Annotated in this window: 22 protein-coding genes and 1 tRNA gene; 14 read left to right on the forward strand and 9 right to left on the reverse strand. The window is 72.1% G+C overall.

The window, feature by feature from the left end; genetic code table 11:
• Window positions 1–3 precede the first annotated feature (3 nt).
• The 5 genes from ABTZ91_RS21485 to ABTZ91_RS21505 form a co-directional block, all read right to left on the reverse strand.
• Window positions 4–537, reverse strand: coding sequence for a hypothetical protein (locus tag ABTZ91_RS21485; protein ID WP_352078791.1), 534 nt, complete (start codon window positions 535–537; stop codon window positions 4–6).
• A 254-nt stretch (window positions 538–791) separates the two neighbouring features.
• Window positions 792–1,664 carry an S-methyl-5'-thioadenosine phosphorylase gene (locus ABTZ91_RS21490; protein ID WP_352078792.1) on the reverse strand — a complete coding sequence of 291 codons (873 nt, stop codon included), beginning with the start codon at window positions 1,662–1,664 and terminating at the stop codon, window positions 792–794.
• Window positions 1,665–1,741: 77 nt separating this feature from the next.
• The gene (locus tag ABTZ91_RS21495) at window positions 1,742–2,059 is read right to left on the reverse strand and encodes an FmdB family zinc ribbon protein (RefSeq protein ID WP_352078793.1); all 318 of its coding nucleotides are present in this window, start codon (window positions 2,057–2,059) and stop codon (window positions 1,742–1,744) included.
• 68 nt (window positions 2,060–2,127) lie between these two features.
• The gene (locus ABTZ91_RS21500; protein ID WP_352078794.1) at window positions 2,128–3,408 is read right to left on the reverse strand and encodes an MFS transporter; all 1,281 of its coding nucleotides are present in this window, start codon (window positions 3,406–3,408) and stop codon (window positions 2,128–2,130) included.
• Window positions 3,409–3,655: 247 nt separating this feature from the next.
• Window positions 3,656–5,278, reverse strand: a complete 1,623-nt coding sequence (locus ABTZ91_RS21505; RefSeq protein WP_352078795.1) for a potassium/proton antiporter — start codon at window positions 5,276–5,278, stop codon at window positions 3,656–3,658.
• Window positions 5,279–5,503: 225 nt separating this feature from the next.
• Here ABTZ91_RS21505 and ABTZ91_RS21510 point away from each other — a divergent pair, with 225 nt between their 5' ends.
• On the forward strand, window positions 5,504–8,230 hold the full coding sequence (locus tag ABTZ91_RS21510; RefSeq protein WP_352078796.1) for a penicillin acylase family protein: 2,727 nt from the start codon (window positions 5,504–5,506) through the stop codon (window positions 8,228–8,230).
• A gap of 113 nt (window positions 8,231–8,343) precedes the next feature.
• Here ABTZ91_RS21510 and ABTZ91_RS21515 read toward each other — a convergent pair whose 3' ends face one another.
• Window positions 8,344–8,949, reverse strand: a complete 606-nt coding sequence (locus tag ABTZ91_RS21515) for a 5-formyltetrahydrofolate cyclo-ligase (protein ID WP_352078797.1) — start codon at window positions 8,947–8,949, stop codon at window positions 8,344–8,346.
• A gap of 154 nt (window positions 8,950–9,103) precedes the next feature.
• Here ABTZ91_RS21515 and galU point away from each other — a divergent pair, with 154 nt between their 5' ends.
• The 8 genes from galU (at window position 9,104) to ABTZ91_RS21555 (ending at window position 15,782) form a co-directional block, all read left to right on the forward strand.
• A complete protein-coding gene (galU, locus tag ABTZ91_RS21520) occupies window positions 9,104–10,003 on the forward strand; it encodes a UTP--glucose-1-phosphate uridylyltransferase GalU (protein ID WP_352078798.1) in 900 nt (299 codons plus the stop codon).
• Window positions 9,984–11,369, forward strand: coding sequence for a gephyrin-like molybdotransferase Glp (glp, locus tag ABTZ91_RS21525; protein WP_407078002.1), 1,386 nt, complete (start codon window positions 9,984–9,986; stop codon window positions 11,367–11,369). The genes galU and glp overlap by 20 nt, the downstream gene beginning before the upstream one ends.
• A gap of 57 nt (window positions 11,370–11,426) precedes the next feature.
• Window positions 11,427–11,912 carry a cyclic pyranopterin monophosphate synthase MoaC gene (gene moaC, locus ABTZ91_RS21530; RefSeq protein ID WP_352078799.1) on the forward strand — a complete coding sequence of 162 codons (486 nt, stop codon included), beginning with the start codon at window positions 11,427–11,429 and terminating at the stop codon, window positions 11,910–11,912.
• Window positions 11,909–12,529, forward strand: a complete 621-nt coding sequence (locus ABTZ91_RS21535) for a molybdenum cofactor biosynthesis protein B (protein WP_407078003.1) — start codon at window positions 11,909–11,911, stop codon at window positions 12,527–12,529. The genes moaC and ABTZ91_RS21535 overlap by 4 nt, the downstream gene beginning before the upstream one ends.
• Entirely contained in the window at window positions 12,526–13,149 is a 624-nt protein-coding gene (locus ABTZ91_RS21540) for a GNAT family protein (protein WP_352078800.1), read from the forward strand. Before ABTZ91_RS21535 ends, ABTZ91_RS21540 begins: the two co-directional genes overlap by 4 nt.
• A gap of 153 nt (window positions 13,150–13,302) precedes the next feature.
• Complete coding sequence (gene glpR / locus ABTZ91_RS21545; RefSeq protein WP_352078801.1) at window positions 13,303–14,349, forward strand: gephyrin-like molybdotransferase receptor GlpR; 1,047 nt, start codon at window positions 13,303–13,305, stop codon at window positions 14,347–14,349.
• A 94-nt stretch (window positions 14,350–14,443) separates the two neighbouring features.
• Window positions 14,444–14,517: transfer RNA gene (locus ABTZ91_RS21550), tRNA-Ala, on the forward strand.
• Window positions 14,518–14,855: 338 nt separating this feature from the next.
• On the forward strand, window positions 14,856–15,782 hold the full coding sequence (locus ABTZ91_RS21555; RefSeq protein WP_352078802.1) for a hypothetical protein: 927 nt from the start codon (window positions 14,856–14,858) through the stop codon (window positions 15,780–15,782).
• A 34-nt stretch (window positions 15,783–15,816) separates the two neighbouring features.
• On the opposite strand, the gene ABTZ91_RS21560 is transcribed toward ABTZ91_RS21555, so the two are convergent.
• Entirely contained in the window at window positions 15,817–16,794 is a 978-nt protein-coding gene (locus ABTZ91_RS21560; RefSeq protein WP_352078803.1) for a peptidase, read from the reverse strand.
• A gap of 184 nt (window positions 16,795–16,978) precedes the next feature.
• Window positions 16,979–17,470 carry a GNAT family N-acetyltransferase gene (locus tag ABTZ91_RS21565; RefSeq protein WP_352078804.1) on the reverse strand — a complete coding sequence of 164 codons (492 nt, stop codon included), beginning with the start codon at window positions 17,468–17,470 and terminating at the stop codon, window positions 16,979–16,981.
• Between the two features lie 49 nt (window positions 17,471–17,519).
• Here ABTZ91_RS21565 and ABTZ91_RS21570 point away from each other — a divergent pair, with 49 nt between their 5' ends.
• Window positions 17,520–18,335: an exodeoxyribonuclease III gene (locus ABTZ91_RS21570; protein ID WP_352078805.1), complete on the forward strand. Its 816-nt coding sequence runs from the start codon at window positions 17,520–17,522 to the stop codon at window positions 18,333–18,335.
• Between the two features lie 159 nt (window positions 18,336–18,494).
• On the opposite strand, the gene ABTZ91_RS21575 is transcribed toward ABTZ91_RS21570, so the two are convergent.
• A complete protein-coding gene (locus ABTZ91_RS21575) occupies window positions 18,495–19,115 on the reverse strand; it encodes a MerR family transcriptional regulator (RefSeq protein WP_352078927.1) in 621 nt (206 codons plus the stop codon).
• Window positions 19,116–19,527: 412 nt separating this feature from the next.
• Here ABTZ91_RS21575 and ABTZ91_RS21580 point away from each other — a divergent pair, with 412 nt between their 5' ends.
• The 4 genes from ABTZ91_RS21580 to ABTZ91_RS21595 all read left to right on the forward strand — a co-directional run bounded on the left by ABTZ91_RS21580 (window position 19,528) and on the right by ABTZ91_RS21595 (window position 23,266).
• Entirely contained in the window at window positions 19,528–21,153 is a 1,626-nt protein-coding gene (locus tag ABTZ91_RS21580) for an NAD(P)/FAD-dependent oxidoreductase (protein ID WP_352078806.1), read from the forward strand.
• Window positions 21,150–22,103 (forward strand): alpha/beta hydrolase, encoded by a 954-nt coding sequence (locus ABTZ91_RS21585; protein WP_352078807.1) that lies wholly within the window; start codon window positions 21,150–21,152, stop codon window positions 22,101–22,103. Before ABTZ91_RS21580 ends, ABTZ91_RS21585 begins: the two co-directional genes overlap by 4 nt.
• Entirely contained in the window at window positions 22,100–22,981 is an 882-nt protein-coding gene (locus ABTZ91_RS21590; protein WP_352078808.1) for an SDR family oxidoreductase, read from the forward strand. The genes ABTZ91_RS21585 and ABTZ91_RS21590 overlap by 4 nt, the downstream gene beginning before the upstream one ends.
• 111 nt (window positions 22,982–23,092) lie before the next feature.
• Window positions 23,093–23,266 carry a hypothetical protein gene (locus ABTZ91_RS21595; RefSeq protein ID WP_352078809.1) on the forward strand — a complete coding sequence of 58 codons (174 nt, stop codon included), beginning with the start codon at window positions 23,093–23,095 and terminating at the stop codon, window positions 23,264–23,266.
• Window positions 23,267–23,287 lie beyond the last annotated feature (21 nt).

A 23,287-nucleotide genomic window follows, 5' to 3' on the forward strand; every position in this document is an offset into this window, starting at 1 on the left:
GAATCAGCACAGTGTCACCGCCAGTTGGGATGTCAGGCCCGCACCGGCGAGTGCCGTGGCCGTCGACCGCGGCACGGACAGGACGATCAACGCCCCACCGTCCGGACGAGTCTCGCCCGGCCGCGGCACTTCGGCCACCCGGGCGGCCGAGGCCACCACCCGGGCCTCGCCGGCCGGGCCGGCCGGCGAGTGGGGCGCGGCGATCACGTCCACACGGTCGCCGGGCCGCAACAGCCGCACGGTCGCCGCGTCGGCGATCCGCACCGGAGCGGACACGAGCTGCGGGACCGGCCGCTGCGGCTCCCGCACCGGCGGCGGAGGCGGCTGCGGCACGGGGTCGTCCGCACCGGCGACGCCCGTCGCCGCGAGCGCGGCGGCCGTCATCGCCAGCACCGCCGCCGGAGCCCGTCGCCGGCGGCGCAGCGCCCTGCGCAGCCTCAGCCTTCCGCCGCGCACGCGCAGCGGGTCGAACTGCGGCACTCCGCACGGCGCGGGCACGGAGGTGGGGGTGTGGGGGAGGCAGGAGTGTGTGGTCATCAGCGCAACCGCCTGTCGTGAGCACGGGTCGTCCGCCGGACCGTCCGGCGGACCGCGTTCACCGTGCCTCAGCCGCCGAGATCCCGCTCGGGCCTGTGGATAACCGGCCGGTTGTGAATAACTTCCTCACCCGGGCGAGCGATTGCCCCGGCGATGCGGGGTCGGCGACGCTTGAGTCAGTCCGGTCCTCGCCGGCGGCCCGCCCCCGGCCGTCTGGGGCCCGGGTACTCACGAGCGGTTGCCGACCCTGCCGCTCAGGGCAGTTCGATGCCCAGGTCCCACCCGTCGTGGGCTCGTGTGCACAGGCAGTCCCGGTCGATGGTCGCGGGGAGCGCGTTCACCGCGTCGAAGAGCACGTCGCGCAGTCGGCCCACGTTCTCGCCGAACACGCGAAGGACTTCCGTGTGCGAGACCCCGTCCCCGGTCTCCGCGCCCGCGTCCAGATCCGTCACCAGTGCGAGGGAGGTGTAGCAGAGTCCCAGTTCCCGGGCGAGGACGGCCTCGGGGTGGCCGGTCATGCCGACCACCGACCAGCCCGCGGCCGCGTGCCAGCGCGACTCGGCGCGCGTCGAGAAGCGGGGCCCCTCGACGACGACCAGCGTGCCGCCGTCGACCGGCTCCCAGCCTCGCCCCCGGGCGGCCTTCAGGGCCACCCGGCGCCCCTCCGGGCAGTAGGGGTCGGCGAAGGTCACGTGGACCACGTTCGGTATGGCGCCGCCCCACGCCTCCGGAAGCGGCTCCCCGTCGAAGTAGGTCTGAGCGCGGGCCTTCGTCCGGTCGACCAGCTGGTCGGGCACGACGAGGGTGCCGGGGCCGTACTCCTCGCGCAGACCGCCCACCGCGCAGGGCCCGAGGACCTGGCGCACGCCGACCGAGCGCAGGGCCCAGAGGTTGGCGCGGTAGTTGATCCGGTGCGGCGGCACATGATGGCCGCGGCCGTGCAGGGGGAGGAAGGCCACCCGCCGGCCTGCGACCTCGCCGAGGAAGAGGGAGTCGCTGGGACTGCCGTACGGGGTGTCGACCGACACCTCGGTCACTTCGTCCAGGAAGGAGTAGAAGCCCGAACCGCCGATCACACCGATGTCCGCGTACGAGTCCGTCTGCCGTTCCGCCGTCTGGGTCGCCATGGCCGTCACCCTAGCCCCCAGGCAACGCCGAATGCCCTGCCGATCGGATCGGCAGGGCATGGGCGAAGAGCGGTGGATCAGGCGGCCGAGGTGGAGCTCGACGAGGTCGAGGCCGTCGACGACGTGGAGGACGCCGAAGAGGAGTCCGACGACGAAGAAGAGGACGACGACGAAGACGAGGAGGACTTCGACGAGGCCGGCGAGCTGCTGGACGACGAGCCGCGGCTGTCGTTCCGGTAGAAGCCGGAGCCCTTGAACACGATGCCGACCGCGGAGAACACCTTCTTGAGGCGTCCCTTGCAGTTCGGGCACTCGGTCAGAGCGTCATCCGTGAACTTCTGCACCGCCTCGAGGCCCTCGCCGCACTCGGTGCACTGGTACTGGTAGGTCGGCACTTGTCTTCCTCCTGGCACTCACACTCATCGAGTGCTAACGACGATCCATAGTGACGTATTCCGCGGGTTCAGTCCACCGACACGGGAACTCGGTGACCGACACCACGTGCCGCGACCCGGCTCGGGGTGTGGGGACGGAGCCGCGAGCGGAGGGCGACCAGGGTGACGAGGGCGAGCACCGTGCCCGCCATCGGCACCAGGAATCCGGTGCTGGCGCCGTGGGCGTCGGCCAGCCGGCCGGCGACCGTGACGGCCGCGGCCTGGCCCAGCGCCACGGCGCCGGTCAGCCAGGTGAAGGCCTCGGTGCGGGCGGAGGCCGGGACCAGGGTCTCGACGATCGTGTAGCCGGTGATCAGGGCTGGGGCGATGCACAGACCCACGACCAGACCGAGGGCGCCGAGCAGCAGGACCGAGTGGACGGACCAGAGAAGGGAGGCGGCGACGGTCAGGCCGGCGTAGCCGAGGATCAGGCGGCGGCGGGGGCCGATCTTCCAGGCGACGGCGCCCATGGCGATGCCGGCGAGCATGTTGCCGGCCGCGAAGACGCCGTACAGCAGGCCGTTGGCGCCGGGGTTGCCGATCTCCTCGGTGAAGGCGGTGAGCGAGACCTGCATGCCTCCGAAGACCGAGCCGATGCCGAGGAAGGCGATGGCGAGGACTCGGACGCCCGGGATGGACAGGGCCGAGCGATGCGGCTCGGCACCGGTCCGGCCGGCCTCGGCGCTCAGGCCGTGGGCGGGCTGGGTGCGGCGCTGGGCGGCGAAGAACAGGCCGCCGACCAGGGTGAGCGCGGCCTCGGCGATCAGGCCGGCCGCCGGGTGCACTCCGGTGCACAGGGCGGTGGCGAGGACCGGGCCCACGACGAAGGTGAACTCGTCCGTCACCGACTCGAAGGCGGCGGCGGTCGGCATCAGGGGCGTGCCGTCCAGCTTCGCGGCCCAGCGGGCCCGGACCATCGGGCCGACCTGCGGCACGGAGGCGCCGGAGGGGACGGCCGCGAGGAACAGGGCCCACAGCGGGGCGCCGGCCAGGGCCAGCGCGACGAGAAGGGAGACGGACGCGGTGTGGATGAGCACGCCGGGCACGAGGACGGCCCGCTGGCCGAAGCGGTCGGCGAGCTTGCCGCTCTGCGGGGCGAACAGCGCCATGGAGACACCGGTGGCGGCGGCGACGGCGCCGGCGCTGCCGTAGGAGCCGGTGGTGTGCTGGACGAGCAGGACGATGCCGATGGTCAGCATCGCGAACGGCTGCCGGGCGGCGAAGCCCGGGAGGAGGAAGGAGAGTGCACCGGGGGTACGGAGCAGCTGTCCGTAGCCGGGCCGCTTCTCGGAGACGACCGTGGACGCCACGGTCCATGCCTTTCTGCCGCCTGGTAGCGGGCCCGGGCACGGTGGTGCCGGCTTCGCCGAGAGCTGTCCTCTTGCGCGGAACTGCGGTAGATACCGGGGCCCACTGCGGGGGGCGCCTCGGCCGCCATACGGTCGCGCCAGCTCTGCGTCAGGCAGAGTTGGTTCGATCAGGTGTGCCTTCATGGTACAGGGAAAGGGCGTCTTCCCGCCTGGGAAAACGCCCCCGCCCCCGAATTAATGCCTCGGATTAACCGGATGTTCGCCGGGATCGGTCCCGGAACGGGTGCCGGAGGAGGTTCTGGGAGTGGTCCGGCTGGCCCGCCGCGGTGGCGCCGCCGGTGCCGAGCCAGCCGGCCAGCTTTCCGCCCTGGCCGACGGCCCGCAGCCGGCGTTCGGCGGCGTCCCTTACCGGGTCGGTCGCGACGACGAGCAGTTCGTCGCCGCGGCGCAGCACGGTGGTGGGGCCGGGGACGAAGCTCTTCTCGTCCCGGACGACGAGGGTGACGGCGGCGCCGGCGGGCAGCCGGAGCTCGGCGACCTCCACGCCGTGCATCTTCGAGCCCTCCGGGATCGCCACGGACAGCAGGTGCCCGCGCAGCCGCTCCAGGGGCGCGGACTCGACACCGAGGTCGGAGGCCTCGCCCTGGTCGCCGAGCCGGAGGGCCTTGGCCAGCCAGGGCAGCGTCGGGCCCTGGACCAGGGTGTAGACGACGACCAGGACGAAGACGATGTTGAAGATCCGCTCGCTGCCCTCGATCCCGGACACCATCGGGATGGTGGCGAGGATGATGGGGACGGCTCCGCGCAGGCCGGCCCAGGACATCAGGGCCTGTTCCTGCCAGGGGACGCGGAAGGGAAGGAGGCTGAGGTACACCTCCAGGGGGCGGGCGACCACGGTGAGGACGAGGCCGATGACGATGGCCGGCCAGAAGTCGCCGACGAGCTTGTGGGGGGTGACGAGCAGACCGAGCAGGACGAACATGCCGATCTGGGCGATCCAGCCGAGGCCCTCGGCGAAGCCGCGGTTGGCGGGCGCGTGCGGCAGCTTGGCGTTGCCGAGCACCATCGAGGCCAGGTAGACGGCGAGGAAGCCGGAGCCGTGGGTCATGGCGCCGGCGGCGTAGGCGACGACGGCGATGGCCATGACGGCGATGGGGTAGAGGCCGGAGGCGGGCAGGGCGACGTGGCGCAGCCCGTAGGCGCCCACGAAGCCGACGGTGAGGCCGACGGCGGCGCCGATGGCGAGTTCCAGGGCGATCTCGCCGACGAGGACGTACCAGGCGTCGACATGGCCGACCGTGGAGAAGGCGACGACGAGGATGACGACGGGTGCGTCGTTGAAGCCGGACTCGGCCTCCAGGACGCCGGTGACCCGGGAGGGCAGCGGCACCTTGCGCAGGACGGAGAAGACGGCGGCGGCGTCGGTCGAGGAGACGACGGCGCCGATGATGAGGGCCTGCTGCCATGCCAGGCCGACGAGATAGTGCGCGGCCGCGGCCGTGACGCCCACACTCACCGCGACGCCGACGGTCGACAGTACGGCCGCCGCGGGCAACGCGGGTTTGATCTCCTTCCACTTGGTGCCCAGGCCACCCTCGGCCAGGATCACCACAAGTGCGGCATAGCCGATCACCTGGGTCAGTTCGGCGTTGTCGAAGGCGACGTTGCCGATGCCGTCCTGCCCGATGGCGACCCCGATCCCGAGGTAGAGCAGCAGGCTGGGAAGCCCGCTCCGGGACGAGATCCGCACCGCCGCGACAGCGATGAGCAGCACGAGCGAGCAGATGAGCAGGAGTTCGTTGAGCTGGTGGACAGTCAGTGGCCGTTCCTTCCCCTTGCATGGTGACGGCACATGCATGCGTCGGCACATGGTGTGGGCATATGACATGAATCGACGGCCGGATCGTTCCTCCAGCCACCACACTTCGTTACCTTACCTAATCTTTAACGCTTTCTTGACGCCTCCTTGGTGTCCCGCCGCACGCCAGTGCGTATAAGTACGGGTCTCTTCCTGACACCGCGTCCGGGCCCTCGGGACGCTGCGCCTAAGGTTGCTCCCGTACTCCAGGACCACCCTGCCCCTCGAAGGACAGCGATGCCCTCCAACACGACCGCGCCCCCCGCCAAGAAGAAGGGGCGGCGTGCCCGCCTGATCGTCCTCGTCCTGGTCCTCGCTCTGGTCGCGGGCGTCGGATACGGGGCGTACTGGGGCGTCAGCACCGTCCGCGGCTCGTTCCCGCAGACCACGGGGACGATCCGGATCGACGCGCTCTCCGGCCCGGTCGAGGTCAAACGCGACGCCTACGGCGTTCCACAGATCTACGCCGACAACGAGGCCGACCTCTTCCGCGCCCAGGGCTACGTCCAGGCGCAGGACCGCTTCTACGAGATGGACGTCCGCCGCCACATGACGGCCGGCCGCCTCTCCGAGATGTTCGGCAAGAGCCAGGTGGGCACCGACGCCTTCCTGCGCACGCTGGGCTGGCGCCGCGTCGCGCAGCAGGAGTACGACAAGGTCCTGTCGGCGGAGACCAAGAAGAACCTCCAGGCATACGCCGAGGGTGTCAACGCCTATCTCAAGGACCGGGACCCGTCCGACATCTCCGTCGAGTACGCGGCCCTGGCCTTCTCCAACGACTACACCATCGAGCCCTGGACCCCGGTGGACTCCGTGGCCTGGCTCAAGGCCATGGCCTGGGACCTGCGCGGCAACATGCAGGACGAGATCGACCGCTCGCTGATGACCAGCCGGCTGACCTCCGCCCAGATCAAGGACCTCTACCCCGGCTACCCGTACGAACTGCACCAGCCGATCGTCGGCAAGGGCGCCGTCGACAAGATCACCGGCAAGTTCGACCCCGCGACCGAGGCCCAGGACAGCGACGACACCACCGGCGGCGGCGACTCCGCCCAGGGCGTCCAGTCCCAGCTCGCCGCCCTCTCCGACACCCTCGACGAGATCCCGGCCCTCCTCGGCCCCAACGGCAACGGCATCGGCTCGAACTCCTGGGTCGTCTCCGGCAAGTACACGACCTCCGGCAAGCCGCTGCTCGCCAACGACCCGCACCTCGCCCCGGCGCTGCCGTCCCTCTGGTACCAGATGGGCCTGCACTGCCGCACCGTCTCGGCCACCTGCCGCTACGACGTCGCCGGCTACACCTTCGCCGGCACGCCCGGCGTGATCATCGGCCACAACGACACCATCGCCTGGGGGTTCACCAACCTCGGCGCCGACGTCACCGACCTCTACCTGGAGAAGATCGGCACCGGGGGCTACGTCGTCGACGGCAAGGTCAAGCCGTTCACGACCCGCGACGAGATCATCAAGATCGCCGGCGGCGGAAGCCGCACCATCACCATCCGCGCCACCGAACACGGACCGCTGCTCTCCGACCGGTCCACCGAGCTGGAGAAGGTCGGCCAGAAGGCCCCCGTCGGCAACGCCGCCCCCGACCGCGGCACCGGCTACGGCGTCTCCCTGCGCTGGACCGCCCTGCAGCCCGGCAAGTCGATGGACGCCGTCTTCGAACTCAACCGCGCCAAGGACTTCAAGAGCTTCCGGGCCGCCGCCAAGAACTTCGAGGTCCCCTCGCAGAACCTGATCTACGCCGACACCGCGGGCAACATCGGCTACCAGGCACCCGGCAAGATCCCCGTCCGCACCAAGGCCAAGGGCTACGACGGCACCCTGCCCGCGCCCGGCTGGGACTCCTCGTACGACTGGAAGGACTACATCCCCTTCGACGAGCTGCCCTACGAGTACAACCCGGACCGCGGCTACATCGTCACCGCCAACCAGGCCGTCATCGACGAGAAGAAGTACCCCCACCTGCTCACCCGGGACTGGGGCTACGGCTCGCGCAGCCAGCGCATCAACGACCTCATCGAGTCGAAGACCAAGGACGGCGGCAAGATCTCGCCCGACGACATGCGGACCATGCAGATGGACAACCGCAGCGAGATCGCGACCCTCCTCAACCCCCTCCTGCTGAAGATCGACATCGCCGACCCGCAGGTCCGCGAGGCGCAGAAGCTGCTGGAAGGCTGGGACTACACCCAGGAGCCCGACTCGGCCGCCGCCGCGTACTTCAACGCCGTCTGGCGCAACGTCCTCAAGCTCGCCTTCGGCGAGAAGCTGCCCAAGGAACTGCGCGTCAAGGGCGAGTGCATCACCGTCCGCCTGGCCGACTCCACCGCCCCCGTCGACGAGCAGAACAAGCCCGTCCGCGAGTGCGGCGAGCGTGCCCCCGAATCCGCGCAGCCGGACGGCGGCGACCGCTGGTACGAGGTGGTCCGGCCGCTGCTCAAGCAGGAGAAGAGCGAGTGGTGGAAGACGCCGGGCGACCGGCTCAACGCCCCCACGGAGACCCGTGACCAGCTGCTCGCCCAGGCCATGAAGGACGCCCGCTGGGAGCTGACGGCCAAGCTCGGCAAGGACGTCTCCACCTGGAGCTGGGGCCGGCTGCACCAGCTGACCCTGGAGAACCAGACCCTCGGCACCGCCGGCCCCGGCTTCGTCCAGTCGCTGCTCAACCGCGGCCCGTGGAACCTGGGCGGCGGCGAGGCCGCGGTCAACGCGACCGGCTGGAACGCGGCCGGCGGCTACGAGGTGATCTGGGTGCCGTCGATGCGGATGGTCGTCAACGTCGGCGACTGGGACAGGTCCCGCTGGATCAACCTCAGCGGCGCCTCCGGCCACGCCTTCCACAGCCACTACACCGACCAGACGGAGCTGTGGGCGAAGGGCGAGCTGCTGGACTGGGCCTACGGAAAGGCCGCCGTGGAGGCCGCCACCCGGGAGACCCTGACCCTCCAGCCGTAAGCCGTGGAGACCTCGGCGCCGGCGCTCGACGCCGACGCCCCTCGGCGCCGGTCCCTGACAGCCGGCCCCTCGGCGCCCGGCCTCAGGCGCCGGTCCCACGGCGCGACAAGCCCTCAGCGCTCGAAGCGCAAGACCCCCTCCGGGGTCACCACCGCGTGCACGGGGTGGTCGTGCGGTTCCTCCGGGACCCGCGCGACCACCTCGTTCGCGTACAGGAGCACCACAAGCGCCGGATCGGCGCCCGCCCGGGAGAGCCGGGCGAGGACCCGGTCGTACGAGCCGCCGCCCCGGCCGAGCCGCATCCCGCGCCCGTCGACCGCGAGCCCCGGCAGCAGCACCGCGTCCGCCCCGACGACGGCCTCGGGCCCGAGCCGCGCCCCGACCGGTTCGAGCAGCCCGCGGCCCGCCTTGGCGAGGGACCCGGCGCCCTCGTACTCCGCCCAGTCGAGGTCGTTGTCGGGCAGGAGCACCGGCAGCAGGACCCGTACGCCCCGCGCGCGCAGCGTGTCGAGCAGCGCGCGCGTGCCCGGTTCACGCCCCACCGAGACGTACGCGGCCACCGTCCCCGCGTCCGCCAGCTCGGCGAGCTCCAGCGCGTGGTCCGCGAGGAGCCGCGCGGCACGCTCGGTGTCCTCGCCCGTCATCGCGGCTCGGGCGGTCAGCAGGGCACGGCGCAACAGGGCCTTCTCGGACGATTCCTCACGCTCATGGACAGTCACAGCGGCTCGGATTCCTCTGCTTTCGGGCGGGAGCGGTACGAGACCGGAAGGAGTCCGGAGGAAGCCGGAGGAGGCGGAGAAGCCGAGGGCATCCCCGGCCAACCCACAGCTTTCCCCGTATTCCTTCCCATACCGAACGGCTAGGGTGCTCCGCATGACTCAGACGCCGTCCCTCACCAAGGCTGTCATCCCCGCGGCCGGCCTCGGCACCCGGTTCCTCCCGGCCACGAAGGCGACGCCGAAGGAGATGCTGCCGGTCGTGGACAAGCCGGCGATCCAGTACGTCGTGGAGGAGGCCGTCGCGGCCGGGCTCTCCGACGTCCTGATGATCACCGGCCGCAACAAGCGACCGCTCGAGGACCACTTCGACCGGAACTACGAGCTGGAGGAGGCACTGAGCCGCAAGGGCGACGAGGAACGCCTCGCCAAGGTCCAGGAGTCCAACGACCTCGCCACCATGCACTACGTGCGCCAAGGCGCCCCGCGCGGCCTCGGTCACGCCGTGCTGTGTGCCGCCCCGCACGTCGGCGACCAGCCGTTCGCGGTGCTGCTCGGCGACGACCTGATCGACCCGCGCGACCCGCTGCTCGCCCGCATGGTCGAGGTGCGTGAACGATTCGGCGGCAGCGTGATCGCGCTCATGGAGGTCGAGCCCACCCAGATCCACCTCTACGGCTGCGCCGCCGTCGGCCCGACCACCGAGCCGGACGTGGTGAAGGTGACCGGCCTGGTGGAGAAGCCGGAGCCGGCCGAGGCGCCCAGCAACCTCGCCATCATCGGCCGCTACGTCCTCGACCCGGCCGTCTTCGCCATACTGCGGGAGACCGAGCCGGGCCGCGGCGGCGAGATCCAGCTGACCGACGCCCTGCAGAAGCTCGTCCAGGACGAGCGGGCCGGCGGGCCCGTCCACGGCGTCGTCTTCCAGGGCCGCCGCTATGACACCGGAGACCGTGGCGACTATCTGCGTGCCATTGTCAGACTGGCGTGCGAACGTGAAGACCTGGGGCCGGACTTCCGGACCTGGCTCCGCAGTTATGTCAGCGAGGGGATGTAGCACCTTGAGCAGCAGCGGTACGGCACCGTCGGACCACGGCCACTCCGGCGAGGGGCCCGGCGACCCCTGCGCGGGCCCGGCCCGCGGCCTGTGGTCCGTCGACGAGCACCTCGACGACATCCTGGCGGCGGTCGCCCCGCTCGAACCCATCGAGCTCCAGCTGCCCGACGCCCAGGGCTGCGTCCTCGTCGAGGACGTCACGGTGCCGGTCGCGCTGCCGCCCTTCGACAACAGCTCCATGGACGGGTACGCGGTGCGGGTCGCCGACGTGGCCGGGGCGAGCGAGGAGTTCCCCGCCGTCCTGACCGTGATCGGCGACGTGGCCGCGGGCGCCGGCGGACTGCCCGAGGTCGGCCCCGGCCAGGCCGCCCGCATCATGACCGGCGCCCCGCTGCCACCCGGCGCCGAGGCCGTCGTCCCCGTCGAATGGACCGACGGCGGTACGGGCGAGGGCGCGGCCGGCGCCATGCGCCCCGCCAGTGCCGCACCCGAGGGCGCGGCCGGCGAGGTCCGCGTCCACCGCGCCGCCGAGGCCCGCGCCCACGTCCGCGCGCGTGGCAGCGACGTCAGCGCCGGCGAGCTGGCCCTCGCGGCCGGCACGCTCCTCGGACCGCCGCAGATCGGCCTGCTCGCGGCGATCGGCCGCGGCACCGTGCGGGTGCGCCCCCGCCCGCGGGTAGTCGTGATCTCCACCGGCAGCGAACTCACCCAGCCCGGCGAGCCCCTGACCGAGGGCCGGATCTACGACTCCAACAGCTTCGCCCTCGCCGCCGCCGCCCGCGACGCCGGAGCCATCGCCTACCGGGTCCCGGCCGTCGCCGACGACGCGGAGTCGCTGCGCGCCGCCATCGACGACCAGCTGATCCGCGCCGACCTGATCGTCACGACGGGCGGCGTCAGCGTCGGGGCGTACGACGTGGTCAAGGAGGCACTGACGGCGGACGGCGAGGTCGACTTCCGCAAGCTGGCCATGCAGCCGGGCAAGCCGCAGGGCTTCGGCATGATCGGCCCGGACCACACCCCGCTGCTCGCCCTCCCGGGCAACCCCGTCTCCTCCTATGTGTCCTTCGAGCTCTTCGTGCGCCCCGCGATCCGCGCCCTGATGGGCCTCGCCGACCGGCCCGACGACCGGCGGCCCCGGGTCCGCGCCGTGCTCACGGCGGACCGGCCGCTGTCCTCGCCGGACGGCCGGCGCCAGTTCCTGCGCGGGACGTACGACGCCGAATCGGGCACCGTCACCCCTGTGGGCGGCTCCGGCTCCCACCTGATCGCGGCCCTCGCCCACGCGGACGCGCTGCTGGTCGTGCCGGAGGAGGTGACCGCGGTCGAGCCCGGCACGGAGCTCGAAGTGGTCCTCCTCGGCTGAGCGCGCCATGGTGGGGGTACGGTGTCGTCCCACACAGCGACCGGGAGTGTCACCGCCATGAGCACGCAGCAAGGACTCACCCACATCGACGAGGCGGGGGCGGCCCGCATGGTCGACGTCTCCGGCAAGGACGTCACGGCCCGCACCGCGCGGGCCAGCGGACGCGTCCTGGTCTCGCCGCGCGTGATCGAGCTGCTGCGCGGCGAGGGCGTGCCGAAGGGTGACGCCCTCGCCACGGCCCGTATCGCCGGGATCATGGGCGCGAAGAAGACCCCGGACCTGATCCCGCTCTGCCACCCGCTGGCCGTCTCCGGCGTCACCCTCGACCTGACGGTCGCGGACGACGCGGTGGAGATCCTGGCCACGGTGAAGACCACGGACCGTACGGGCGTGGAGATGGAGGCCCTGACGGCGGTGTCGGTGGCGGCGCTGACCGTCGTGGACATGGTGAAGGCGGTCGACAAGGGCGCGGTCATCTCCGACGTACGGGTGGAGGAGAAGACCGGCGGCAAGTCCGGCCACTGGACGCGGAGCGAGTCGTGACGCGCGCGGGCAAGGTGGCCGGGGCCCACGAGCACGGCGGGCACGAGCAGGAGGAGCACGCGCACGGGGCCCGGGAGGCGCACGCCCCGGCGCCCGAGCGTGCCGGAAACGCCCCCTACAGCGCCCTGGTCGTCACCGCCTCCAACCGGGCCGCGGCCGGCGTCTACGAGGACAAGGGCGGCCCGCTGATCGCCGAGGCGCTGCGGGGCATGGGCTTCGCCGTGGACGGCCCGCAGGTCGTCCCGGACGGGGCGCCGGTCGAGGCGGCGCTGCGGGCCGGGGTCGCGGCGGGCTACGACGTGATCGTCACCACCGGTGGTACGGGCATCTCGCCCACCGACGAGACCCCCGAGGTCACCCGGCGCGTCCTGGACCGGGAGATCCCCGGCATCCCGGAGGCGATCCGCGCGTACGGCCGGGAGAAGGTGCCCACGGCGGCGCTCTCGCGCGGTCTGGCCGGGGTCGCGCGGGGCACCCTGATCGTGAACCTGCCCGGTTCGACGGGCGGGGTGCGCGACGGGCTCGCGGTGCTCGAGCCGCTGCTGCGGCACGCCGTCGACCAGATCCGCGGCGGTGATCACCCCAGACCCGTGTCGGAAGCGGGCCCGGAGTCATGATCCCGTCCTGGCCCGTGGTCCTGGTGGACGGCGATGTGCTGCTCCGCCCGATAAAGATGCGTGACCACCGGGCCTGGCGCGAGGTGAACCGGCGTAACCGCGAGTGGCTGCGGCCGTGGGAGGCGACGGTGCCGCCGCCCGCGCCCGGCGGCCCGGTGGCGCAGCGCCCCACGTACCGTCAGATGGTGCGCCACTTGCGGGCGGAGGCGAACGCGGGCCGGATGCTGCCGTTCGTGATCGAGTACCAGGGGCGTCTGGTCGGGCAGTTGACGGTGGCGGGGATCACCTGGGGCTCGATGTGCTCGGGCCACGTGGGCTATTGGGTGGACAGCGAGGTGGCCGGGCGGGGCGTGATGCCGACGGCCGTCGCGCTCGCGGTCGACCACTGTTTCCGTAACGTCGGGCTGCACCGGATGGAAGTCTGTATTCGCCCGGAGAACGGCCCTTCGCGGCGAGTGGTGGAGAAATTGGGATTCCGGGAGGAAGGGCTGCGGCCCCGGTACCTCCACATCGACGGCGCCTGGCGTGACCACCTGGTCTTCGCGCTGACGGCGGAGGAGGTGCCGGAGGGGCTGGTGCGCCGCTGGCACCAGGCGCGGCGCCAGCACCCCGCCACCTGAGGGCTTATTCCAATAAGTGTTCGAATTTAATCGGCAGTTGAGCGCCAATCGATCGGAACAATCACAAAAAAGTTCAGTGATATCAGCCAGATCGTGCGACACACCGGGCCAATTGGCCGATGCCCTCACCCGAACCCCTCTACCGTGTGAGGCGTGAGCAGCAGCGGCCTCATCTACGCAGTCATCGTCGGGGCCTGGGCCGCCTACTTGGTGCCGATGTGGCTCCGCAGGCAGGACGAGCTGAACGAGGCCCGTCCGACGGAACGCTTCAGCACCGCCATCCGGCTGCTGTCCGGACGGGCGGGCATGGAGCGCCGTTACGCCAAGGAGCTCAGGGACCGGGGCCGGGCGGTGGACGGCGCGGCGCCCGACGTGGACCCGGACGCGGAGACGGAGCATCTGAGCTCGGTCGACGTCCGGGACTTCTGCGCGCCCGCGGCCAGGACGGAAGCCCGCCTGGAGATCCCCGAACCGGCCCCGGCGGCCCCCGCCCCGGCGCCCGCCCCCGCGCGGCGCGGATCCAGCGCGGCGGCCGAACGGGCGCGCAGAGGCAAGGTCCTCGCCCGGCGCCGGCGCACCACCGTGATCCTCTTCCTCGCCTTCACCGTCGGCGCCGTCGTCGCGGCCGTCGGCGGCCTGGCCTTCCTGTGGGCCCCGGCGGTGCCGGCCGTGCTCCTGAGCTCGTACATCGTCTACCTCCGCGTCCAGGAGCGGCGGCGCTTCGTCTACGTGATGGACCGCCGCAACGCCGAGGCGGCCGCGGCCCGGCTGCGCGAGAGCCGCCGCCCCGCCCCGGCCGCCGAACCGGAGTCCGCCGCCCCGGCCCCGACGCCCTCGGCGACCGTCTCCCCGCAGGAGGCGGACCGCCGTGCCCTGGTGGAGCAGACGGACCACGCCGAGTGGGTGGACCAGCAGCGCGACCGCGGCCCGGCCCGCGGCGACAGCTGGGACCCGGTCCCGGTCCCGCTCCCCACGTACGTCACCGCCCCGGTCGCCCCGCGCGCCTCGGGCGGCGTGGACATCACGGACCCGGAGACCTGGAGCTCGGCCCGCTCCTCCACGGCCGCCGACCCGACCCCTCCGCCCACCCCGGCCCCCCGCCAGCGCACCACCCCGCCCCGCACCCGCCGCGACCACGGCCGCACCCCGCTCTTCGACCAGTACGCGGACGACGACCGCCCCCGCGCGGCCAACGAGTGACCCGGGCGGGGGCCCGCGACGGCCCCCGGCTGACCTGCGAGGGAGCGGATTTCCAACTTCGCCGGTGGGGATGCTAATGTTTCACACGTCGCAAGGGCCTGTGGCGCAGTCTGGTAGCGCACCTCGTTCGCATCGAGGGGGTCTGGGGTTCAAATCCCCACAGGTCCACAGACACACGAGATCCCGTCCGATCGAAAGATCGGGCGGGATCTCGTGCTTTCGGGAAGCCTTGCGATGCTCCCCGTCCGGGACCGTGCCTCCGTCGCGTCCGCAGGAGTTAGCGGTACATGACCGATGAATCCTCGTCCGCTCTGTGGCCCTTTCAGCTGGCACCGTCGCTCACGCTGACACCACGTCGCTGGACGCAGTCACCGCCGAACACATGGGCGGTGGACGTCTCCGCGGCGGATCTCGCACTGCTCGCCGAGGGGCCCGACGCCGCTCGCCGGCTCGGGGCGCGCCGTGCGTTTCTCGGTGACACGCCGGTCAACAGACGCCTGGGAGACATGCTCCGGTGGACGCCGGAGGAGTTCGGGGCGGTGGGCTGCGTCGTGCTCGGAGCGGATGCCGTGCAGGTGTCCGCCGACACCGCGGCGACTCGCTCGTTCGGCATGGCGCTTCAGCTGTTCGGGGTGGAGTGCGTCGACGGCTTCCAGCGGGCGGTGATCATCGCCCGGACGATGGCCGAGCGCGGGCGCGAACACCTCGCGCGATCGACCGTTCGCGTGGAGATCCACACAGGTCCGGGCCGCGAGACCGCGCGCCGTCTGCACGACGAGGCCGGCGCTCTGGTGAACGCGCCCAAGGCACAGGACGGTCTGGTGCGGTGCCCGAACATCGCCCGGCTCATGGCGGCCGACTGGGAGGGGATGGGCTCCTTCGAACCTCGGCGCGGGGTCGTCGTCGGACCGCACGGAGACCTGTTCACGATGCCGGTCGTCACCCGCGCACTCGCCTGCCTCGCGGACAGTCCGGCGCCGGACGCGGTCCATCTGGCGTGCACAGAGGAGGGGCTGGAGAGCTTCTGGGGGCAGATCGGTTCCCCGCTCTACCTGAGCGTCTTCCACGAGCGCATGATCCCGCTCGGGGTGAAGCGGGCGGTGGAGGCGTGGCGGCGCGTCCACGAGGTCCTCGCCGATCTGCCGTCCTCGCGGAAACAGGGCCCCGGGCACCTCATCCGGTACGCGCCGGACCTGATCTGCTGGCTGGCCTGCCACGACGTCTTCCCGCTGGACCAGCTGCACCAGGCGAAGTCGACCTTCGACTGGTACGGCACGATCCGCGATCGACTGCCGGCGGTCACCGTCCGAAGGGCCTGCGAACTCGTCGAGCGGTACGGAGCGCTGCGGAAGGCGCGGGGCAGCAAGGGCAACTACGTCGACGAGGTGGTGCGGTACGACGTGTGGCGGGACATCCTGGCGATGGGCCGGTGACCCGGGCGGCCGCCGGCCCGTCGCGGTGGAGGTGTCAGGACACCTGCGCCTTGTTGTAGAGGTTCTGGGCGTCCGTGCCGAAGTACGGGCCGAACATGCGGTTGGGCAGGAAGGTGTAGCCGAAGCTGTTCACCGAGACCTGGAGGCCCGTGCCCGTCGCCTCGCTGAAGGAGGTGAACCAGGGGCCGCCGCTGGAGCCGCCGGTCATGTTGCAGGCGAGGCCGTGGTCCTGGGAGAGGAGGAAGTCCTTGGAGGAGTTCCCCGAACAGTAGATCAGCTTCGAGCCGTCGTACGGCGAGGCCGCCGGGAAGCCGAAGGCGTACATCGCCTTGTTGTAGCCGCCGTTGAACTGGATGCCCTGGGCGCCGGTGACCGAGGTGAGGGTGCGGCCGTTCAGCGGGGCGACGACCGCGGCGCCGATGTCGTAGTTGATGTCCTCGCTCGCCTCCCACTGCGGGGTGGTGAGCGTCTTCGTCGCCGTCCACTGGCCGTACGGGGCACTGCCGTTGTCGTACGCGGGGACGAAGACCCAGTTGGTGTGCCAGGCGCCCTGGTACTTCACGCAGTGGCCGGCCGTGATGACCGTGCTGGCGTTCTGGCTGGTGACCGCGTTGCCGGAGCAGGAGGCCGTACGGCCCTGGAAGGTGAAGAAGACGCGGCCCGAGGTCTTCACCACCGCGCCGCCGGCCGTCCAGGCGCCGCCCGCCTGCGGGAAGGCGGCCGGGGAGACGTCGGCCGCCGAAGCGGCCGGGGCGGCGGTCGGGGCGATCGTCGTCGGGGTGGCCGAGCGCGCGACCTGGCGCAGGGCGCCGGGTGGGGCCGTCAGGTCGAGGGGGGTGGCCGACCGCATGCGGTCGGGCGTCCAGAAGTTCGCGGCCTCGCGCTGGGCGGAGGCGGAGAACGAGTGGCCGGTGTCACCGGCCGCCTGGGCCGTCCCGGTGGTCGTCAGCGCGCCGGCGAACAGGGCGCCGACGGACAACAGGACGGCTGTGGCGATGCGATGGCGTCTCACGCAGGTCTCCTTCTGCCGGGGGCAGGTGGGGGAACGAGAACGGTGCGGATCGACGTGCGTGAGGCAGCGTGCCAGAGCCGGAAGGATTTGTCAGGAGCGCGTCACGAGACACGTGGGGGGAGGGGCCGGTCGGTCCGTCCCCGGCGCGTCGGCGGGACGTGGCGGTCGCGGGGTCCGCGACCGCTCAGAGCGCCTTCGCGTAACAGAGGCTGTTCGGGTACTCGCGGTAGTACCCGAACTTGGCGCAGGGCTCGTAGCCGCAGGAGGTGTACAGGCCGATCGCCTCCGGCTGGGCCGTGCCCGTCTCCAGGACCATGCGCACGCGCCCCGCGGCGCGGGCGTCGGCCTCCAGGGCGGCCAGGATCCGGCGGGCGAGGCCCAGACCACGGGCCTCGGGCACCACGTACATCCGCTTCAGTTCGGCGTCGCCGTCGGAGTAGCCCTCGTCGTTGGCGTCCTGGGTGCGCCAGCCGCCCGTGGCGACCGGGCGGCCCAGCGGGTCGTACGCCATGAGGTAGAGACCCCGCGGCGGGACGAACATCGAGGCGTCCAGGGGTGTGAGATCGCCCTCACCGTCGCCGTCCTCGTCCCCGTATCGCTCGGCGTATTCGAGCTGCACGGCGTCGTTGAGCTTGACCGCGTCGGGGTGGTCGAAGGGCATGGGGCGAATATCCATGCGAAACATCGTACAACTGTACGATTGCCCGTGTCGGTATTCTCCCGGGATGCTCACTGTGACGTCCGTGAATGTCAATGGTCTCCGAGCCGCCGCCAAGAAGGGCTTTGTCGAGTGGCTGGCCGGGACCTCCTCCGACGTGGTCTGCCTCCAGGAGGTACGCGCCGAGGAGGCGCAGCTGCCGGACGCCGTCCGTGCCCCCGAGGGCTGGTTCACCGCCCACGCGCCCGCCGCCGCCAAGGGCCGCGCCGGCGTCTCGCTCTACACGCGGCGTGAGCCCGACGCCGTACGCGTCGGCTTCGGCTCCGCCGAGTTCGACGGCAGCGGCCGGTACCTCGAGGCCGACCTGCCCGGCGTCACCGTCGCCAGCCTCTACCTGCCCTCGGGCGAGGTCGGCACCGAGCGGCAGGACGAGAAGATCCGCTTCATGGACGCCTTCCTGCCGTACCTGAAGGAACTCAAGGAGCGCGCCGCCGCCGACGGCCGCGAAGTCGTCGTCTGCGGCGACTGGAACATCGCCCACCGCGAGGCCGATCTCAAGAACTGGAAGGCCAACCAGAAGAACGCCGGCTTCCTCCCCGAGGAGCGCGCGTGGCTGAGCCGGGTCCTCGCCGAGGGCGACGGCGGATACGTGGACGTGGTCCGCGCCCTCCACCCCGACCAGGACGGCCCCTACTCCTGGTGGTCCTACCGCGGCCGCGCCTTCGACAACGACAGCGGCTGGCGCATCGACTACCAGATCGCCACGCCCGGGCTCGCCGCCAGGGCCCTCAAGGCGTACGTCGAGCGGGCCGCCACCCACGCCGAACGCTGGAGCGACCACGCGCCCGTGACCGCGGTGTACGGGCTCGGCCCGGGGCTGTAGCGAGTCGGCGGGCACGGCCCCTGCGCGCCCCCGGCGCGAGCGGGTGCGGCCCCTGGCGCGCCCCCGGCGCGAGCGAGTCGGAGCGGGCGCGGCGGCCCGGTGGGAGCGGGCCCGAGCGGCCTCGTCGGGGCTCCCGGCTCCCGGGTGGTGCTCATCGCTTCACGGGTTCTCGCGGAGCCGCCGGTCCAGGGCGAGGGAGAGCTCCGCGTCGACCACGCTCTTGGCCAGCGGGCGCAGCCGCTGGATGTCCCGCGGGTCGGCGTACGTGCCGAGGAGTTCGGTGAAGAGCTCGGCGAGCGCCTCGGCGTGCTCGCGGACCCGGCCGCCCGCCTCCAGGACGGCGGCCAGCGGGACGCCCTCGCGGACGAGGGCGGAGGAGACGTCGAGGAGGCGGCGGCTGACGTGGACGATGTCCTCGCCGTCGGTGGCGAGGTAGCCGAGGTCGAGTGCGGCGGCGAGGTTCTCGGGGGTGACCTCGCCGGCGAAGTGGTCGGCGAGCTCCTCAGGGGTGAGGCGGACCGGTTCCTCTTCCGTGGGGGCGCCGAGTTCGAGGACCTCGCCGACGTTCCGTCCGGACTCGAAGGCGGTGGTGAGGTCGGCGATGCCGTTCAGGGTGTGGCCGCGTTCCAGCAGGGCGGCGATGGTGCGCAGGCGGGCCAGGTGGCGGTCGTCGTACCAGGCGATGCGGCCCTCCCTGCGGGGCGGTGGGATCAGGCCGCGCTCGCGGTAGAAGCGCAGCGTGCGTACGGTGATGCCGGCCGCGGCGGCGAGGTCGGCCATGCGGTACTCACGCGGGGCGCCTTCGCTCTCGCCCTGCGCCCCGGCGCCCGCGTCGGCGCTCGAACCGGCGCCCGAACCGGCGCCCATCTCGGCGCCCGCCTTCCCGACCGCGTCGGCGCTCGAACCGGCGTCCGCCTCGGGCGTGCCTTCGGCCCCAGGTCCTGTGACCCCCGCCGCCCCGGCCGCCCCTGTCGCCCCGTCCGTGTCCGCAGGCTCGGCCTGTCCCGCCCGTCCCGTCTGTTCTGCCCGTTTCGCCTGTTCCCCTGATCGTTCTGCCACGCCCGCCAGCCTATGTTGTACCGCCGGTAACTTTCCCTGGCCTTACCCCTACCGCTCGGTATGCCGCTGCTCTACAGTCCCGATTGTGCCAGTGATTGCTGGCGTAATCTTGGCCGGGCGCACGGGAGGCGGCATGGCGAAGCACGAGCACGTACGGGTGGCGGTGATCGGATCGGGATTCGGCGGACTGGGAGCCGCCGTCCGGCTGCGCCGCGAGGGGATCACCGACTTCGTCGTCCTGGAACGGGCCGACTCCGTGGGCGGCACCTGGCGGGACAACAGCTACCCCGGCTGCGCCTGCGACGTCCCCTCCCACCTCTACTCCTTCTCCTTCGCGCCCAACCCCGACTGGCCCCGCACCTTCTCCGGCCAGCGGCACATCCGCGCGTACCTGGAGCACGTCACCGACACCTTCGGGATCCGGCCGCACCTGCGGCTGAACCACGAGGTCACGAGGATGGCCTGGAACGAGGACGAGCTGCGCTGGGAGATCGAGACGAGCGGCGGCTCCTTCTCCGCCGACGTCGTCGTCTCCGCCACCGGGCCGCTCTCCGACCCCAAGATCCCCGACATCCCGGGACTCGCCGACTTCCCCGGCAAGGTCTTCCACTCCGCCCGCTGGGACCACGACTACGACCTGACCGGCAAGCGCGTCGCCATGGTCGGCACCGGCGCCTCCGCCATCCAGATAGTGCCGTCCATCCAGCCGAAGGTCGGCCGGCTCACCCTCCTCCAGCGCACGCCCCCGTGGGTCATGCCCCGCGTCGACCGGGCCATCAGCGGGCCCGAGCGCTGGCTGCACCGGCAGCTCCCGTTCACCGCGACCGCCCGCCGCGGCATCCTGTGGGGCATCAGGGAGCTCCAGGTCAGCGCCTTCACCAAGCGGCCGAACGAGCTCGGCCTGGTCGAGCGGCTCGCCAAGGCGAACATCGCCCGGTCGATCAAGGACCCGGCGCTGCGGGCCCGGCTGACCCCCTCGTACCGCCTCGGCTGCAAGCGGATCCTGCTCTCCAACACGTACTATCCGGCGCTCGCCCAGCCCAACGTCGACGTCGTGGCCTCCGGTCTGAAGGAGGTCCGGGGGAACGTCGTGGTCGCCGCCGACGGGACCGAGACCGAGGTCGACGCGATCATCTTCGGCACCGGATTCCACGTCACGGACATGCCGATCGCCCCGCGGGTCATCGGCGCGGACGGCCGCTCCCTCGCCGAGCACTGGAAGGACGGCATGGAGGCGCTGCGCGGCGCGACCGCCGCCGGCTTCCCCAACTGGATGACGATCATCGGCCCCAACACCGGCCTCGGGAACTCCTCGATGATCCTGATGATCGAGTCCCAGCTGAACTACATGGCCGACTACCTGCGCCAGCTCGACGTCCTCGGCGGGCGTGCCGCCCTGGCCGCCCGGCCCTCCGCCGTCGGCGCCTGGAACCGCCGTGTGCAGTCCCGGATGGAGCGGACCGTGTGGAAGGCGGGCGGCTGCGAGAGCTGGTACCTCGACGCCAACGGCCGCAACACCACCCTGTGGCCGGGCACCACCTCCGAGTTCCGGCGGGAGACGCGGACCGTCGACCTGTCCGAGTACGAGGTGCTGCGCGTGCCCGCAAAGCCGCGGGACGAAGGCGCAGAGGCGGCCGGCAGCCCTACCGCCCCAGCGGCGGCCGGAGCCCCGGCCGGAAACGCAGCCGCGGCCGGAGCCCCATCCGAAGCCGGAGCCACCACCACCGCCTCCGCCCGCAAGAAGGAGGCGGTCCAGTGAGCCCGCGCGAGCTGACCGTCACCTCCGCCGACGGCTCCCGGATCCGGGCCGAGGTGTACGGGCCCGAGGGCGCCCCCGCCGTCGTCCTCGCCCATGGCTGGACCTGCTCCATCCGCTTCTGGGACGCGCAGATCAGGGCCCTCGCCGTCGACCACCGGGTCATCGCCTACGACCAGCGCGGCCACGGCGGTTCGCCGGAGCCGCTGGACCGGGTGGCCGGATACTCGACGGACGCGCTCGCGGACGACCTGGAGGCCGTGCTCGCAGCCACCCTCGGCCCCGGCGAACGGGCGGTGCTCGCCGGACACTCCATGGGCGGCATGACGATCATGGCCGCGGCCCGGCGTCCGCGGGTCCGGCAGCACGCCGCCGCGGCCCTGCTCTGCTCGACCGGGCCCTCGCGGCTCACGGCCGAGGCCCTCGTCGTACCGCTGGGGCCGGGTCGGGTGCGGACCCGCCTGACCCGCTCGATCCTGGGGGCGAAGGCGCCGCTCGGCCCGGTGACGCCGTTGTCGAAGAGGATCCTCAAGTACGCGACGATGGGGCCCGGTTCGGCGCCCGACCGGGTCGACGCCTGTGCCCGGATCGTGCACGCCTGCCCGCGCGGCGCCCGCCACGGCTGGTCGCGGGTCCTCGCCGGGCTCGATGTGGAGGCGGACGTACGGGAGTTGCGGATGCCCGTGGCGGTGCTCGTGGGCACCGCCGACCGACTCACGCCGCCCGCCCACTCGCGCGCGCTCGCGGCCGCGCTGCCGCACTGCACGGGCCTGGTCGAACTGGCCGGCATGGGGCACATGACGCCGGTGGAGGCTCCGGAGGCCGTCACGGCGCAGATCCGCGAACTGACGCTCACCTACCTGGGCGCCAGGGAGAACTCCTTGGAGCGGAACGCCGAGGAGCGGAACACCCAGGAGCAGAAGGCCGCCGAGAAGGAGGAGGCAGGGGCATGAGCAGGGTGAGCCTGGAAGGACAGGTGGCGGTCGTCACCGGAGGAGCCCGCGGTGTCGGTGAACTCCTCGCACGCAAACTCTCCGCGCGCGGCGCGAAGATCGCGCTCGTCGGCCTGGAACCGGAACTCCTGAAGGAGGTCGCCGGCCGGCTGCACACCGAGGCCGACTGGTGGCACGCCGACGTCACCGACCACGAGGCGATGGCCAGGGTCGCGGCCGAGGTGAAGGAGCGATTCGGCAAGGTCGACATCGTGGTCGCCAACGCCGGTGTCGCGGCCGGCGGTCCCTTCGTGGACTCCGACCCGGCCGCCTGGCGGCGGGTCATCGAGGTCAACCTGATCGGCGGCGCCGTGACGGCCCGGGCGTTCCTGCCCGTCCTCATGGAGTCCCGCGGGTACTTCCTGCAGATCGCCTCGCTCGCCGCGATCACCCCGGCGCCGATGATGACGGCCTACTGCGCCTCCAAGTCCGGCGTGGAGGCCTTCGCGCACAGCCTGCGCGCCGAGGTCGCGTACAAGGGAGTGAAGGTCGGCGTCGGCTACCTCTCCTGGACCGACACCGACATGGTGCGGGGCGCCGACCAGGACGACGTGATGCGCGAGCTGCGCTCCCGGCTGCCCTGGCCGTCGAACCGCACGTATCCGCTCGGCCCGGCCGTCGACCGGATCGTCGCGGGCATCGAGCGGCGCTCCGCCCATGTGTACGCCCAGTGGTGGCTGCGCGGGATGCAGTCCACGCGCGGCTATCTGCCGGGGATCATCGCCGCCGTCGGGCAGCGCGAGATGAGGCGCTTCGAACCGCGCCTCGGGTCCGTCTCCAAGGGGCTCGTGGGCGCCGGCGGAGCGGCCGACGAACAGGAGCGCAACGCCCCTCGGTGACCGTCCGTATGTGATCGAAATGCGCAGAGTGTCCTGACATGTCAGTCTGGACGAGGTCCAGGGGCGAACACCCGCCCCGTTCCCCTCACACCCGTCTAGGAGTGAATCTTCATGGGCATCAAGGACGACATGCAGAACAAGGCGCAGCAGGCCAAGGACAAGGCGCGGAGCGCCAAGGACGAGGCGTCCGAGCGCGCCTCCCAGGCCAAGGACCGTCTCCAGGAGAGGCGTGACCGGGCCCAGCGGGAGGACCAGGACCGCCAGGGCCAGGACTACCAGGTCTGAGCGAGGGCTTCAAAGCCTGAC

Source organism: Streptomyces sp. NPDC126499 (genome assembly GCF_040302485.1).
Classification (GTDB): domain Bacteria; phylum Actinomycetota; class Actinomycetes; order Streptomycetales; family Streptomycetaceae; genus Streptomyces.